Origin of the sequence: Kitasatospora sp. NPDC096128, assembly GCF_040303105.1 — a bacterium.
GTDB lineage: Bacteria > Actinomycetota > Actinomycetes > Streptomycetales > Streptomycetaceae > Kitasatospora.
In genome coordinates this window covers 174,931-190,468 of the sequence record NZ_JBEOSP010000011.1, presented here as the reverse complement: position 1 = coordinate 190,468, position 15,538 = coordinate 174,931, and the positions used below count along the sequence as shown (strand labels likewise).

Genomic DNA, 15,538 nt, shown 5'->3' with positions numbered 1-15,538 from the left:
GACTGGCCCGCCTGATCCACCGCGAACTCAACGTGGCCCGTGCGCACCGCTACCTGTCGGTAACTGGTCGATATTAAGGGACTGAAGTGCGGCTTTCGCGGGACATCACTGGGTGGGCGTTCATAGCGGAAGTGGGTGGCATTCGACGGGCCGGGCTGGCAGTTGGCCTGGCCAGCATCAGCCCATTCACCACCGGCAGCGGGAGCGCCGGAAGTCTGTTCACCCGCGCGTACGCACGGGGCTTGCCAGCCCTTCTCTCGCTGAACGAGTTGCCTCTCCGCGAGCCTGTCGTTCCCGGGTGGGCCGTCGTACGAGAGGGCGGAAATCTACTCTCCGTCCGTAGCCCTGGCGGCGCGCCCATGGTGCATGACCTCGATCTGGAGCTGCCGCCCGGCTGGTTGGAAGCGGCGGGTGCTTCGGGATCGGTCGTGCTGGTCGTCTCCCATGTGTTGCCGGCCACTGACGATCTGTTCGGTGCACTCACCTTCGAAACACGACAGGGGATGGTGTGCGCCGGCTCAGTGCATTTCGGGGAGCTTGGCCACGAACCTGAGGGGGAAGGAGGAGCAGACCCGGACCACCCGACCGTCAGGTTCCTCATAGACCCTGTCGGCGAACTGCTGGAGTTGGCAGACTTCGTCTGCGAGCGCATCCTCTCCCTGGATCAGGCCAAATACCTGACACGCGAACTGGAGCGGACGCGACAGGTCCTGGCCGAGTACCGCGCTCTCTCTGCCGAGACGATGCTGGCTCTGCTGTTCCGTGACGAGTTCATCGAGCATCGCGGCCTGACGGAACTCATGTTCGTCTACTGGCGGCTGGTCACAGAGCTCGCCGATGCCGCTGCGGTGGCCGACACATGGCGAGTCGCGGCGCTGCGCACTGTCGAGTGCGCTGTGCCGTTGGTGGCCAGCCGGGGCGAGCAAGCGGTGTTCGACGAGGCCGATGCGGTGTCGGCGCGGCTGATCGCCATGGTGAGCGACTCCGCTGAGTTGGAGGCCGCCTTGCTGGCCGCTGCGCGGCTGCGGGTGGCCATGCGCGGAGCGGAGTACTTCGCAGCCGACGAGTACGCCCGCGGGGGACAGAGCACCTGGGTCGCGCGTTTGACGGCGGAGCTGTACCGCACCTGGTTCACCGACGAGGAGCCCTTCCAGGGGCAGTCTCACCGCCTTCTCGTGGAGGCGGCAGATTTGGCGGTGCGCGCGCTGCGGTTGAACCGCGGAACACGGCGTCCCCGGCTGCTGGCCTTGCTCGCAGTGATCTACGCCAACGAGGAGGGCGTCGACCAGGAGGCTGCCCGCGCCGCGCTGTCGGCGCTGCTCAAATCGTCCACCGCGACCGAACCGGATCTCCTCCTCTTCCTGCTCAGGACAGTGGACGAGGTTCACCCGGACACGGTCAGAGGGCTGATCGCAGCAGTGTTCGGAACGCCCTTAGCAGATTTCGTTGCCGCCCACGGCACCACGATGACCTCGAACGTGATCAGCCAGGGCATCAACCTGGCACGGGAGCATGGCAACCAGCCGCTGCTCAGGACCGTGCTGAGCTGGGTGGACCAGCTCAGCTTCCAGTGGGATTCCGCGCATCGAAGGCAGTTGATCGAGGCGCGACTGCACGTGTTGCCCGGCGATCCCACCACCTGCCCCAGCAACGACCAGCCACTCATTACGTCGCTCCCGAGCTCTTGGACGTCGACACAGCGGTCGGCTGCGTTGTTGCACATGGCCGCGCACGCCCGAGACCGGGAACAGTCGGCGCTGGGGCTCGCCCTGTTACGGCAGGCAGAGGCAGAGCAGAGCGAAGAAGTCCGGCTGCTGGCAGGGGACCTGCACCACCAGGCGGCCGAGGCAGGCACCCCGATCCCGGGTCCACTTCCGATCCCGTGGGGCTACTACAGCTACGCGGCGCTCGCCTATGCCTCGCTCGGCTTTGAGGAACTGGCCCGGGCGAGCCTGGTGCCGTTCGTACAGCAGTTGGGCAACCTTCAAGGCCAGGAGCTCCAGAGCGCGTTGCATGTGGTCATCGTGTATGTGCCGAACTTTCATCCGAGCGGCGCGCCAGAACTCGCCGAGGTGCTGCGCGACCTCGTTCACACAGCGGTCTGGCAGCTCGCCGGAGAGATCGAAACTCTGCCCATGGCGCTGATGCTCGGACTCCACCAGGTTGGAAAGGGAGCGGAGTTGGGTGCATGGTGGCGGATCGACGGTCCGCTCGCGCTGCCCGGCCACATCCAGCATTTCGTCGGCAGGCTACGTGATTTGGAGGAACCTGCCAGCGTCGCGGGTGGCTCGCCAGGTCTCCTGAATTTCCTCGACGCTGACCTCCGTCCCGCAGGACGAGATCACAAGCAGCTCGCCCGGAACCTGCGGTGGCGCATCTCATCGTTCATCGACAACGCGCTGCGCAGCCGCACGGCAGCTCTCATCGACGACCAGCACCTGTGGGCCCGCGCGCACGAGCTCCTGGACGACCAGACTGTGCTGCTGTCCTGGTTCCTCCCCATGTACGTGGGTGCCGCGGCCGTGCTGCTGGCCATCACCCGGCAGGGCCGGACATTGGCCATCCAACTCGGCGACGCGGGCGACGGCGAGGGTGAGAGCCAGGAGCGGCATCGCGTGGCGGACCAGGTCGAGGCGATCCGGACGGAAATTCAGCACGACCCACTGTTCGCCGACATGACACCGGAAGGCCTTCGGTTGCTGGAGCTGAGCTCCACACTGTTTGGCGGCAACGACTACTGGGAGGAGTGGCGCGCTCAGGGAAAGAACCGGCTGCTGGTCTGGCCGCACGGCGCGCTGCACTACCTTCCGGCCGCGCTGTGCCGCCCCGGGGGCCGCGTGATCGCGGATGATTGGACGGTCATCACCATCGCCGGCCTGGATGCTCTGGCGCCTGTCGAGGGCCCGATCAGGGAACACCGCACCGCCGTGCTGGCCTCTGCGTCTGGCGGTACGCCCTACGGCCTCTACGCCGAACCGGCGTTGGAAGATCACGCCCGGAAAGTAGCCGAGGCAGTCGGCACGAAGGCCCTCATCGGACCTGCGGCGAACCGCGCCGCGCTGCTCGCCGAATTGTCCACGGCCGACGTTGTTCACGTCGCCGCACACGGGACGATGGACCAGGACGCGCCGTGGATGCACTGCCTCTACCTCACTCCGGACGGTGACGACGACGGCCGGGTCTTCGCCCACGACTTCCTGACTGCTGACCTTCGCGGCGTCCGCCTCGTCACCCTCGCCGCGTGCGAGTCGGCGCTGGGCCGGTTCGACCGAGGGGACAACGTCCGCGGCATCCCCTCGGCACTGATAACCGCTGGGGCACAGGCAGTTGTCGGATGCCTTTGGCCCGTACAGCCGGAACCTGCTACGTACTTCTACTACCGCCTGCACCATCTGGTCGCACACGGTGTGGATCCGGTCCAGGCGTTTCGTGATGCCCAACTGGCCACCCGTGCCAGGTACACCCACTACCGTGACTGGGGAGCGTTCACCTACCTGCAGGGTCGGAGCAAGGGAGCCGCCGCATGACCGAGGTTCGGCTGCACGACATCGAACTCGTGCCGGAACGCACGCTTGGCAGCCCGGCCGAGGCTGGCCCACTGCACGGCAGGCTGACGTTCGGATGGGACCTGCTGTCGGCCAACAACGAGGTGGTCTCGGCCGACTGGCTGTCCTACGTCGAGGCCGCGCCCGACCGTGAGTTCCGACAACTGCTGATGGTGTGCTCGTTCCGTCCGGAGACAGACACGAGCGATGGCGTGTTCCGGCACGCCTCGCTGGCTGTTTCGCTGTCCTCATCGGACGAGGAGACACGGCCTGTCGCGCGACTGATCGACCCAGGCGAGCGCACCCGCCCGGTTACCGGCCCCAGCTCGGGCATGAGCTTCACGGTCAAGGCCGGGGTGTTGGACGTTGGTATCCAGAGGCCGACAGGAACTGAACCGACGAAAGAGGAGTGGATGGTCCGCGGCTACGGCTCATCCCAGCCGAACCCTCAGTGGGAGTTCCGCCCGGTCAAGCGCTTCCCGTTGGTTGGGGATCACCCGGTGGCCGCACTGGTGGAACTGGTACCCAACCGAGTGAATACCGCAGAGGTGTTGATAGCGGCCGAACTGGAGCATCGCAGCTGGGGCGTACGCCGCTACCGGGCACGGCTTACGCCGGCGTCGCAGTCCCTGGTGCTGGCGGGCCACTAACCCTCGCGCCGCCACGAAGCGGGCGCCCCGGCAATTGATCAGCAAGGCAGGAAGGGCCTCTCAGACCACAGCCTCCATGGTTGCAGTTTTGGTTGCATTCACCCCCGTCCAGCACCGTACAGTCACTGGCCGCTGAGTCATTCTGCCGCAGGTCAGGGCCCCTACGGCCGTCCCTGGACAGCCGGACGAACATTTGGAAAGCGTGTTGGGATATAACCCTCACGCGTTCGAATCTCGTATCCTCCGCCGGCCCAAGGCCCGGACTGCTGCGAAGCAGTCCGGGCCTTCTGCGTCTCCTGGTCGCAGTTCTGGTCCCAGTCGCACTTCTGAGCCATGCGAGCCCTCACCACTGGCCACAGATCCGTGACTGCAGCCTGCTCCGCGCACGTGGTCGATCGGGGGGGGGGGGGGGGCAGGCGGCGGGCGAGCAGGACGACAGGAAGTGGTCGACGTTGGTCGCGACCGCCGTCACAGCGCGGGGTCAGTGCTCCGAAGGCTGCGAAACGCCATGGGGGTCGCCCAGCCGCGCAGCGTGGCGTGAACCGTCGATGGGAACGCGGTCTCGGCCGTGGCGGCGTCGAGAGCTCCGGTCAGCTAGAGGGTGACGAGCCCGTGCAGGGTCACCCACAGCGAGAGGGCGATCAGCGTCGCCTCGCCCGCAAGGACGGAGTCCGCTACGGCGCGGTCGATCGCCGCGAGGGGCGGCTGGACCGGGTCGCGGGTGTCGCCCGTACGGAATGCCTGCAACACCCGGACGCCGGGCAGGGGTTGACCCGGTACCTGCACTACGTCGGCGAGGTGCTGGACGGCGACCGGGGGTTGTCCGCGGCGATCGAGGCGGCCAGGGGATCGGCTTCGACCGCCCCGACGGGCGAGACGCGCGGGCAACTCGAAAGCGCCGTAGGTGCGTTGATCGAACAGGGGCGGGCCGCCGGCAGTATCCGGGGGGACAGCACCGTCGCGGACGTCTACATGATCGTCGGCTGCCTGTCCGCGGTCATCCGCACCGACAGCGGTGACTGGCGTCGGCTCATCGACCTCGCCCTCGACGGACTGCGACCCCGCTGAGCAGGTCGGCCGGGCTCCTCCGAGGGGAGCCGGAGCAGGGGAGGGAGAACAGCGAAGGGGGAGAACTCACCCCCCGCCACTATCAACCTATAGCGCACGGGGGGCCTTGCGGCAAGGCCCCTGTGGTGGCGCACAATCGCAGGCCTCAGATCGGAGCTGATGCCATGAACCCCCTGACCACCAGCGCTTTCGACCTCCCCGAGCGGCTGTCCGCCAAGGCCGACCCCGCGTTGGTCGCGGCCGACGAGCGGCACTTCGCGGCCGTCGCGGAGAGCCTGGAGCGGGCGATCGCCGAACTCTCCGACCAACTCGACACCGTGCGCCGGGCCCCGGGCGGCGCCGGGCGGGCAGCGATGGACCGCGACATCGAGGTCCACCGGCTGAGCGGCCGGCTGCGCGCCCTGCGCCGCTACGGCCTGGACCTGTGCCTCGGGCGCACCGTGACCGCGGCGGGCGCCGAGCCCCTGTACATCGGCCGGCTCGGGCTCACCGACAGCGAGGGCCGGCGGCTGCTGGTCGACTGGCGCTCGCCCGCGGCCGAGCCGTTCTTCGCGGCGACCCACGCCGACCCGATGGGCCTGGCGAGCCGCCGCCGCTACCGCTGGACCCGCGGCCGGATCTCCGACTACTGGGACGAGGTGTTCACCGCCGAGGGTTTGGCGGGGCACGCCGCGCTCGACGACCAGTCCGCGTTCATCGCCAGCCTGGGCGGCAACCGCTCGGCCCGGATGCGGGACGTGCTGGCCACCATCCAGGCCGACCAGGACGCGATCATCCGGGCCGGTTCGCGCGGCGCCCTGGTGGTCGACGGCGGCCCCGGCACCGGCAAGACCGTGGTCGCCCTGCACCGCTCCGCCTACCTGCTGTACGCCGACCCCCGCCTCGGCCACCGGCGCGGTGGCGTGCTGTTCGTCGGCCCGCACCAGCCGTACCTGAACTACGTCGCCGACGTCCTGCCCAGCCTGGGCGAGGAGGGTGTGCGCACCTGCACCCTGCGGGACCTGGTGCCCGAGGGCGCGGACGCGCCGGAGGAGACGGACCCGGAGGTCGCGCGGCTGAAGTCCTCGGCGGAGCTGGTGCGGGCGATCGAGAAGGCCGTCCGGTTCTACGAGGAGCCGCCGACCGAGGGGATGCTGGTCAGCACCCACTGGGCCGACCTCTGGCTGAGCGCCGGGGACTGGGCCGAGGCCTTCGACGCCCCGGACCCGGGCACCCCGCACAACGAGGCGCGCGAGCAGGTCTGGGACGAGCTGGCGGCGATCCTGCTGGACAAGCTGGGGCAGGGTGAGGAGGAGGTCCCGCCCGAGCTGTTCCGCCGCTCGCTGCGGCAGGACCGGGAGCTGGTGGAGACGCTCGGCCGGGCCTGGCCGCTGCTCGACGCGACCGACCTGGTCGGCGACCTCTGGTCGGTGCCCGCCTACCTGCGGATGTGCGCGCCGCACCTCGCCCCGGAGGAGGTCCGCGCGCTCCAGCGCAAGCACGCCCCGCAGGCGTGGACGGTCTCCGACCTGCCGTTCCTGGACGCGGCCCGGCAGCGGCTCGGGGACCGCGAGGCGACCCTGCGCCGACAGCGCCGACGGGCCTCGGCGGCCGCCGAGCGGGAGCGGATGGCGGACGTGATCGGCGACCTGATCCAGGCCGACGACGACGGCGAGGGCGTGGTGACGATGCTGCGCGGCCGGGACCTCCAGGACACCCTGGTCGACGAGGACGCGCTGCCCGCCGCCGACGCGGAGCCACTGGCGGGCCCGTTCGCCCACATCGTGGTGGACGAGGCGCAGGAACTGACCGACGCCCAGTGGCAGATGCTGCTGCTGCGCTGCCCGTCCCGGAGTTTCACCATCGTCGGGGACCGGGCCCAGGCCCGGCACGGTTTCGCCGAGTCGTGGCAGGAGCGGCTCGACCGGGTCGGCCTCGACCGCACCACCATGGCCTCGCTGAGCATCAACTACCGCACGCCGGCCGAGGTGATGGCGGTGGCCGAGCCGGCCGTCCGGGCGGCGCTGCCGGACGCCAACGTGCCGACCTCGGTGCGCAGCAGCGGCATCCCGGTGCGGCACGGATCGGTGGCGGAGCTGTCGGCGGTGGTGGACTCCTGGCTCGCGGAGCACGATGAGGGCGTCGCCTGCGTCATCGGCGCTCCGGGCTTCCGGGAGCGGTCGCGGGTCCGTTCGCTCACCCCGGAGCTGGCCAAGGGGCTGGAGTTCGACCTGGTGGTCCTGGTCGACCCGGAGGCGTTCGGCGACGGTGTCGAGGGCGCGGTGGACCGCTACGTCGCGATGACCAGGGCGACCAGCCGGCTCGTCATCCTGCGCAGCAGCTGAGGCGCGACCGCGGGTACGCGGAAGGGCCCGGCGCATCCCGGCGCCGGGCCCCTCGGGGTACCGTCAAGGCCCTTGGCCCGCAGGTCAGTTGTGCGCCCCCAGGCCAGTTGGGCGCGGGCGGGTCAGTTGTGCGCGTGCAGGTCCGCGTTCAGACCGCCCCAGGAGCCGGAGCGGGCGATGACCTCGACCGCGCCGGTCTGCGAGTTGCGGCGGAACAGCAGGTTGTCCTGGCCGGACAGTTCGACGGCCTTGGCCACCGTGCCGTCCGGGGTGGTGACCCGGGTGCCGGCGGTGACGTACAGGCCGGCCTCGACGACGCAGTCGCTGCCGAGCGAGATGCCGATGCCCGCGTTGGCGCCGAGCAGGCAGCGCTCGCCGACGGAGACGACCTGCTTGCCGCCACCGGACAGGGTGCCCATGATCGAGGCGCCGCCGCCGATGTCGCTGTGGTCGCCGACCACGACGCCCGCGCTGATCCGGCCCTCGACCATCGAGGTGCCGAGGGTGCCGGCGTTGAAGTTGACGAAGCCCTCGTGCATCACGGTGGTGCCGGGCGCGAGGTGCGCGCCGAGCCGGACGCGGTCGGCGTGGGCGATGCGCACGCCGGTGGGGGCGACGTAGTCGGTCATCCGCGGGAACTTGTCGATCCCGTAGACGGCCAGCTGGCCGCCCTGGGCGCGGACGGCGAGGCGGGCCTGCTCGACCAGGTCGACCGGGACGGGGCCGATGCTGGTCCAGGCGACGTTGGCGAGCAGGCCGAAGATGCCGTCCAGGTTCTGGCCGTGCGGCCGGACCAGGCGGTGGCTGAGCAGGTGCAGGCGCAGGTACAGGTCGTGGGTGTCGAGCGGCTTCTCGTCCAGCGAGGCGATGGTGGTGCGCACGGCGACCACCTCGACGCCGCGGCGGGCGTCGCTGCGCAGGGCGGCGCCGGCGCCGGCGCCGAGCTCGGCCTCGGCCTGCTCGGCGGTCAGCCGCACGGTGCCGGCCGGGCCGGGTTCGGCGGCCAGCGCGGGGGCGGGGTACCAGGTGTCGAGGACGGTCCCGTCGGCGGCGATGGTGGCCAGGCCGGTGGCCACGGCACCGGTCGCCGGGGAGGTGGATTCGAGCGAGGTGGATTCAGCAGTCACACCGTGCACGTTAACCAATGGCGGGCTCCGCTGCCGAACACGCCCATCGTCCGGACGCGCCGCTCGGATCCGCAGGCCGGCGGCGTGCGGGGCGGGAAAACCCGGTGCTGGGACGCCTGGTGCTGGGCAATACTCGGCCGGGTGTTCATGTCGATTTCCACCACAGGCAGCGCCGAGCGCCCGGCGACGGATCTCGGGTTCCTGCTGCACAAGCATCCCGGCAAGGTCCAGCGGTTCACGACGTCGCACGGTGAGGCCCACGTCTTCTACCCCCGGGCGGAGGACGAGGTCTGCACGGCGGCGGTGCTGCTGGACATCGACCCGATCGCGCTGGTCCGCAAGGGCCGGGGCAACGGCAAGGGGCGCGGCGGTTCGCCCGACTTCGCGCTCTCCCAGTACGTCAACGACCGCCCGTACGCCGCGTCCTCGCTGCTCGCGGTGGCGCTGCGGACGGTGTTCCGCTCGGCGATGAAGGGCGACTGCCGGCTGCGCCCGGAACTGCCGGGGCAGGTCCGCCCGTTGCGGATCGAGCTGCCCGCGGTGCCCGCGAACGGCGCGGGCGAGGCCGGCGGCCCGGCGATGGTGGCCCGGCTGTTCGAGCCGCTGGGCTGGCGGGTGGAGGCGTCGGCGGTCCCGCTGGACGAGGCGTTCCCGGAGTGGGGCGAGTCCCGCTACGTGCGGATCGTGCTCGCCTCGGAGTCGGTGCGGCTGGCCGACGCACTCCAGCAGCTGTACGTGCTGCTGCCGGTGCTGGACGGCGCGAAGCACTACTGGGTCGCCCCGGACGAGGTGGACAAGCTGCTCGCCGCCGGTGAGGGCTGGTTGGCGGCGCACCCGGAGCGGGCGCTGATCGCCCGGCGCTACCTGTCCCGGCGCTGGTCGCTGACCCGGGCCGCGATGGAGCGCCTGGAACTGGCCCGGCTGGCCGAGGCGGACGACCGCGAGGTCGAGGAGATCGACAACGCGGTCGACGACCGGCCGGAGGAGGAGAGCCCCGGGCACACCACGGACGAGCCGGCCGGAGGGGCGGGGCAGGACGGGCAGGACGAGCCCAAGCAGCCCTCCCTCGCGGAGCAGCGCCGCACCGCGATCCTCGCCGCCCTGCGCGACACCGGCGCGACCCGGGTCGCCGATCTCGGCTGCGGCCAGGGCGAGTTGATCGGTACGCTGCTGAAGGACGCCCGGTTCGCCGACATCCTCGGCGTGGACGTGTCGGCGCGGGCCCTGCAGGCGGCGAACCGCAAGCTGCGCCTGGAGCGCCTGCCCGAGCGGCTGGCGGCGCGGGTGACGCTGGCGCAGGGCGCGCTGACGTACACCGACGCCCGGTTGAAGGGCTACGACGCGGCGGTGCTGTGCGAGGTGATCGAGCACCTGGACCTGCCGCGGCTGCCCGCCCTGGAGTACGCGGTGTTCGGCGCGGCCCGCCCGAAGGCGGTGGTCGTCACGACGCCCAACGTCGAGTACAACGTCCGCTGGGAGAGCCTGCCGGCGGGCCGGGTCCGGCACGCGGACCACCGTTTCGAGTGGTCGCGCGCCGAGTTCGCCGCCTGGGCGGGGAAGGTCGCGGCGGCGTACGGCTACACGGTGGAGCTGCGCCCGGTCGGCCCGGAGGACCCGGAGGTCGGCCCGCCGACCCAGCTCGCCCTGTTCCGCGCCGTGACCGACAACGTGACCGACGCCGCAGTCACCACGTCCGACACCACCACGTCCGACACCACCACGTCCGACACCACCACGCCCGACACCACCACGACGCCCGAAGGAGGCGAGACCCGATGACCGAGGACGCGACCAGCGCCGAAGCACCCGCGACCGAGCCGGAGGCCACCGAGGCCACCGAGGCCGCCCCCGCCCCGGCCCCCCGCCGCCTCCCCGTCACCGACGTCTCCCTCGTCGTCCTGATCGGCACCAGCGGCGCGGGCAAGTCCAGCTTCGCCCGCCGCCACTTCCTGCCCACCCAGGTGGTCTCCTCCGACTTCTGCCGCGGCCTGGTGGCCGACGACGAGAACGACCAGTCGGCGTCCGCCGAGGCCTTCGACGTCCTGCACTACATCGTCGGCAAGCGCCTCGCGGCCGGCCGCCTCACCGTGGTGGACGCCACCAACGTCCAGCAGGAGGCCCGCCGTCAGCTGGTCGCGATCGCCCGGGCGCACGACGTGCTGCCGATCGCGATCGTGCTGGACGTCCCGCCGGGCGTGTGCGCCGAGCGCAACCGCTCCCGCCCGGACCGCCAGCTGCCCGCCCACGTCGTCCCGCGCCAGAACCGCGAGCTGCGCCGCTCGCTGCGCGGCCTGGAGCGTGAGGGCTTCCGCAAGGTGCACATCCTGCGCGGCGAGGCCGAGGTGGAGGCCGCCGAGATCGAGCTGGAGAAGCGCTTCAACGACCTGCGCCACCTCACCGGCCCGTTCGACATCGTCGGCGACATCCACGGCTGCCGCTCCGAGCTGGAGACCCTGCTGACCCGCCTCGGCTACACGCTCGGCCGGGACGCCGAGGGCCGTCCGGTGGACGCCGTCCACCCGCAGGGCCGCACCGCCGTGTTCGTCGGCGACCTGGTCGACCGCGGCCCGGACACCCCGGGCGTGCTGCGCCTGGTGATGGGCATGGTGGCGGCCGGCCACGCGATCTGCGTGCCGGGCAACCACGAGAACAAGCTCGGCCGGGCGATGGACGGCAAGAAGGTCACCGTCTCGCACGGCCTCCAGGAGTCGCTGGACCAGCTGGCCGGGGAGAGCGAGGAGTTCAGGGCCGAGGTGCGGGCCTTCATGCGCGGCCTGGTCAGCCACTACCTGCTGGACGGCGGTGCCCTGGTGGTCTGCCACGCCGGCCTGCCGGAGCGCTACCACGGTCGCGCCTCCGGCCGGGTGCGCTCGCACGCGCTGTACGGGGAGACCACCGGCGAGACCGACGAGTACGGGCTGCCGGTGCGCTACCCGTGGGCGGAGGAGTACCGGGGCCGGGCGCTGGTGGTCTACGGCCACACCCCGGTACCGAGCGCGAGCTTCGTCAACAACACCATCTGCCTGGACACCGGCTGCGTCTTCGGCGGCAGCCTGACCGCGCTGCGCTACCCGGAGCGCGAGCTGGTGAGCGTCGAGGCGGAGCGGGAGTGGTACGCCCCGGTGCGCCCGCTGATCACCGACGCGCCGGGTGCCCGGGAGGGCCGTCCGCTGGACCTCGCCGACGTGGCGGGGCGCCGGACGGTGGAGACCGCTCTGCACGGCCGGGTCGCGGTCCGCGAGGAGAACGCGGCGGCCGCGCTGGAGGTGATGAGCCGCTTCGCGCTGGACCCGCGGCTGCTCGCCTACCTGCCGCCGACCATGGCGCCGAGCCCGACCTCCCGCCGCAAGGGCTACCTGGAGCACCCGGAGGAGGCCTTCTTCGCCTACCGCGCGGACGGGGTCCGGCACCTGGTGTGCGAGGAGAAGCACATGGGCTCGCGCGCGGTGCTGCTGGTCGCCCGGGACGCCGCGGCGCTGGAGCGGCGCTTCGGCGTGGCCGGGCCGGGAGCGATCTGGACCCGGACCGGCCGGGCCTTCCTGGACGACGAGGAGCTGACCGGCGCGGTGCTCGGCAGGGTCCGCGCGGCGGCCGAACGGTCCGGTCTGTTCGAGGAGTCGGGCTCCGACTGGCTGCTGCTGGACGCCGAGCTGATGCCCTGGTCGCTGAAGGCGGTGGAGCTGCTGCGCCGCCAGTACGCGGCGGTCGGCGCGGCGGCCGGTGCCGCCCTGCCGGAGGTGCTGTCGGCACTGGAGCAGGCGGCCGGGCGTGGGCTGGAGCTCGGTGAGCTGACCGCCCGCCAGCGTCGCCGCGCCGCCGATGCGCAGGCCTTCACCGAGGCGTACCGGCGGTACTGCTGGCCGACCGAGGGTCTGGCGGGCATCCGGCTGGCGCCGTTCCAGCTGCTGGCCGCGGAGGGGGCGAACCTGGCGGTGCGCCCGCACGACGAGCACCTGGCCTGGATCGACCGCCTGGTGGCGGCCGACGACGAGTCGGCGCCGGTGCTGCACCGCACCGGGCGGGTCCTGGTGGACACCGAGGATGAGGCCTCGGTGGCGGCTGCCACCGCCTGGTGGGAGGAGCTGACGGCGGCGGGCGGCGAGGGCATGGTGGTCAAGCCGCTGGCCTCGATGGTGCGGACGGTGCGCGGCGAGGGCCGTTCGGGCGGTCTGGTGCAGCCGGGCATGAAGGTCCGCGGCCGGGAGTACCTGCGGATCATCTACGGCCCGGACTACACCGAGCACCTGGAGCGGCTGCGGGTGCGCTCGCTGGGCCACAAGCGCTCGCTGGCGCTGCGCGAGTACGCGCTGGGCCTGGAGGCGCTGGACCGGCTGGCGGCGGGGGAGCCGCTGTGGCGGGTGCACGAGGCGGTGTTCGCGGTGCTCGCCCTGGAGTCCGAGCCGGTCGACCCGCGCCTGTAGGACCGCTGCGCCCGCAGGACCGCTGCGCCTGTGGGAACGTGGCAGTGCAGGACGCACAGGAGGGGAAGTCCCACCGGGGGCTTCCCCTCCTTCGCCGCCAGTCTGTATAGAAATTCCGGGCATCGTATACACTTGCCGCTTTCCCCCAAGTCCCGTCATCCCAGGAGCCCGGTATGGCCTTCAACCTCCGGAACAGGCACTTCCTCAAGGAGCTCGATTTCACGCCCCAGGAGTTCCGCTTCCTGGTGGACCTCGCGGCCGGGCTCAAGGCGGCCAAGTATGCGGGCACCGAGCAGCCCCGGCTGCGCGGCAAGAACATCGCGCTGGTCTTCGAGAAGACCTCGACCCGCACCCGCTGCGCCTTCGAGGTGGCCGCGCACGACCAGGGCGCCACCACCACCTACCTGGACCCGTCGGGTTCGCAGATGGGGCACAAGGAGTCCGTCAAGGACACCGCCCGGGTGCTCGGCCGGATGTTCGACGGCATCGAGTACCGCGGGCACGGCCAGGAGATCGTCGAGGAGCTGGCCGAGTACGCCGGCGTCCCGGTCTGGAACGGCCTGACCGACGAGTGGCACCCCACCCAGATGCTGGCCGACGTGCTCACCGTCACCGAGCACACCGCCAAGCCGCTCGCCGAGGTCGCCCTGGCCTACCTCGGCGACGCCCGCTCCAACATGGGCAACTCGCTGCTGGTCACCGGCGCCCTGCTCGGCATGGACATCCGGATCGTCGCCCCGCGCGCCCTCTGGCCGGCCGAGGAGGTGCGGAAGGCGGCGCAGGAGCTGGCCGTCCGGACCGGCGCCAGGATCACGCTGACCGAGGACGTGGCCGAGGGCGTGGCCGGCGCCGACTTCCTCTACACCGACGTCTGGGTCTCGATGGGCGAGCCCAAGGAGGTGTGGGCCGAGCGGATCGAGCTGCTCAAGCCGTACCAGGTGTCCATGGACACCGTCCGGGCCACCGGCAACCCGAACGTGAAGTTCCTGCACTGCCTGCCGGCCTTCCACGACCTCGGCACCGTGGTCGGGCGGCAGATGTACGAGGCGACCGGGATGACCGAACTGGAGTGCACCGACGAGCTCTTCGAGTCGGCGCACTCCATCGTGTTCGACCAGGCCGAGAACCGCCTGCACACCATCAAGGCGGTCCTGGTCGCGACCCTCGGCGCCTGAACACCCGAACGCCTGAACGCCCGAGGGGCTACCGGTCCAGCTTGACGCAGCCCACCCGGTCGCCCGCCGCGTGCGGGCCGGCCGGGGTGCCCGCGTGCAGCACCAGCGACCGCGCCTGGCCGGCCCGCGGCTGCCAGGCCACCTCGGCCGTGGCGGTTCCGTCGCCCCGCTCGTCGGTGCGCACCACCAGCCGCAGCTCGTTGCGGTCGTTGGCGTAGGCCGGGTCGGCGGACGGCTGCACCGGGTCGACCACGTCCTGGTAGTGCGGCCCGGAGGCGGCCGGGTCGGCCCCGCAGGTGCCGGTGTGCAGGTGCACCGGGAACTCGTGCCCGGCCGCGACTCCGGCGAGCGTCACGGTGAGCACCGTCCGCCCGGGCGCCGAGCGGTCGGTGACGACGGTGGCGTGCGAGCCGTACGGGACCAGGTCCTGGGCGTAGCTGATCGCGGCCGGCGGGACGAAGGCCGTCGCCGGGTCGAAGTCCGCCTCCATGACGGAGACCGGCGCGACGGCGGGGGCGAGCAGCGCGAGCGGCAGCAGGGCGGCGGCGAACGGGAGGGGCATCGGCGGGCCTTCCACGGGCAGGGCGACGGTCACCCTGCTAACGCCGTCGGGCCGCCCGGGACACTCTCGGCCGGCCGCGCTCGGGATGCCCCGGATCTCGCAGCGCGGGCCGCTGGCCCGCATCAGCCGCAGGTCGGCGGTGACCAGCGGCGCGCCGTACCGCTCGGCGACGGCGACGTACGCGGCGTCGTCCGGGGGACCGATCACCGCTGCCTCCCCGTGCCCCGCGTGCCGGGCGGCTCCACCCCGTGCCCGACTGGACGCCCGAGCCCCGGGCCCGCGTCACGGCCCCGGGCCCTGGCGGTTCAGCCGCCGAGCAGCAGCCCGGCCAGCAGGGAGGTGGCGTTGGCGGTGCCGGAGGCGAGCCAGGGCAGTGGGTCGCGCGGGCGCAGCCCGGTGAGGGGGCACAGCAGCAGGGCCTCGGCCACGCAGACCGCGGCCTCGCTGAGCGCGAAGCCGGTCCAGTACGCTGCGGCGGGCCCGTCGGTCCAGTGCCGGAGGGTCCACCAGAGCAGCGGGTGGGTCACCAGGTTGACGAGCACGCCGGCCGCCGCCGCCCGCCGGGGGCGGACCTGTCCGATCCGGGCGAGGGCGGCGGTGTAGACGGGTGTCTCGGTCAGCAGGGTGAGGGCGAGGGCCACCGGGTAGCGCACGGCGGGGATCGTG

General features: G+C 71.9%; 10 protein-coding genes. 7 read left to right on the top strand and 3 right to left on the bottom strand.

Going from position 1 to position 15,538, the window contains the following annotated elements; translation table 11 throughout:
* Positions 1–359: 359 nt before the first annotated feature.
* From ABTY61_RS15480 to helR, 4 genes are all read left to right on the top strand, one after another.
* Positions 360–3,527 (top strand): CHAT domain-containing protein, encoded by a 3,168-nt coding sequence (locus tag ABTY61_RS15480; RefSeq protein ID WP_350505476.1) that lies wholly within the window; start codon positions 360–362, stop codon positions 3,525–3,527.
* Complete coding sequence (locus tag ABTY61_RS15475; RefSeq protein WP_350505475.1) at positions 3,524–4,195, top strand: hypothetical protein; 672 nt, start codon at positions 3,524–3,526, stop codon at positions 4,193–4,195. Before ABTY61_RS15480 ends, ABTY61_RS15475 begins: the two co-directional genes overlap by 4 nt.
* Before the next feature lie 612 nt (positions 4,196–4,807).
* Positions 4,808–5,263 carry an SbtR family transcriptional regulator gene (locus ABTY61_RS15465; RefSeq protein WP_350505474.1) on the top strand — a complete coding sequence of 152 codons (456 nt, stop codon included), beginning with the start codon at positions 4,808–4,810 and terminating at the stop codon, positions 5,261–5,263.
* Between the two features lie 164 nt (positions 5,264–5,427).
* Entirely contained in the window at positions 5,428–7,587 is a 2,160-nt protein-coding gene (gene helR, locus ABTY61_RS15460; protein ID WP_350505473.1) for an RNA polymerase recycling motor ATPase HelR, read from the top strand.
* Between the two features lie 122 nt (positions 7,588–7,709).
* On the opposite strand, the gene dapD is transcribed toward helR, so the two are convergent.
* Entirely contained in the window at positions 7,710–8,714 is a 1,005-nt protein-coding gene (gene dapD / locus ABTY61_RS15455; RefSeq protein WP_350505472.1) for a 2,3,4,5-tetrahydropyridine-2,6-dicarboxylate N-succinyltransferase, read from the bottom strand.
* Between the two features lie 141 nt (positions 8,715–8,855).
* Between dapD and ABTY61_RS15450 the strand changes: the two genes are divergently transcribed.
* From ABTY61_RS15450 to argF, 3 genes are all read left to right on the top strand, one after another.
* A complete protein-coding gene (locus ABTY61_RS15450) occupies positions 8,856–10,493 on the top strand; it encodes a 3' terminal RNA ribose 2'-O-methyltransferase Hen1 (RefSeq protein WP_350505471.1) in 1,638 nt (545 codons plus the stop codon).
* Positions 10,490–13,135 (top strand): polynucleotide kinase-phosphatase, encoded by a 2,646-nt coding sequence (locus tag ABTY61_RS15445; RefSeq protein WP_502895321.1) that lies wholly within the window; start codon positions 10,490–10,492, stop codon positions 13,133–13,135. Before ABTY61_RS15450 ends, ABTY61_RS15445 begins: the two co-directional genes overlap by 4 nt.
* 173 nt (positions 13,136–13,308) lie before the next feature.
* Complete coding sequence (gene argF, locus ABTY61_RS15440) at positions 13,309–14,310, top strand: ornithine carbamoyltransferase (protein WP_350505470.1); 1,002 nt, start codon at positions 13,309–13,311, stop codon at positions 14,308–14,310.
* 28 nt (positions 14,311–14,338) lie between these two features.
* On the opposite strand, the gene ABTY61_RS15435 is transcribed toward argF, so the two are convergent.
* Positions 14,339–15,079 carry a superoxide dismutase gene (locus ABTY61_RS15435; protein WP_350505469.1) on the bottom strand — a complete coding sequence of 247 codons (741 nt, stop codon included), beginning with the start codon at positions 15,077–15,079 and terminating at the stop codon, positions 14,339–14,341.
* 98 nt (positions 15,080–15,177) lie between these two features.
* The gene (locus ABTY61_RS15430) at positions 15,178–15,525 is read right to left on the bottom strand and encodes a hypothetical protein (protein WP_350505468.1); all 348 of its coding nucleotides are present in this window, start codon (positions 15,523–15,525) and stop codon (positions 15,178–15,180) included.
* Between the last annotated feature and the right edge of the window lie 13 nt (positions 15,526–15,538).

What these genes read in the sequence shown, in the direction of transcription:
- ABTY61_RS15480 (WP_350505476.1), top strand. Translation starts at nt 360, where the DNA reads ATGGTGCATGACCTCGATCTGGAGCTGCCGCCCGGCTGGTTGGAAGCG.
- ABTY61_RS15475 (WP_350505475.1), top strand. Translation starts at nt 3,524, where the DNA reads ATGACCGAGGTTCGGCTGCACGACATCGAACTCGTGCCGGAACGCACG.
- helR (WP_350505473.1), top strand. Translation starts at nt 5,428, where the DNA reads ATGAACCCCCTGACCACCAGCGCTTTCGACCTCCCCGAGCGGCTGTCC.
- ABTY61_RS15445 (WP_502895321.1), top strand. Translation starts at nt 10,490, where the DNA reads ATGACCGAGGACGCGACCAGCGCCGAAGCACCCGCGACCGAGCCGGAG.
- argF (WP_350505470.1), top strand. Translation starts at nt 13,309, where the DNA reads ATGGCCTTCAACCTCCGGAACAGGCACTTCCTCAAGGAGCTCGATTTC.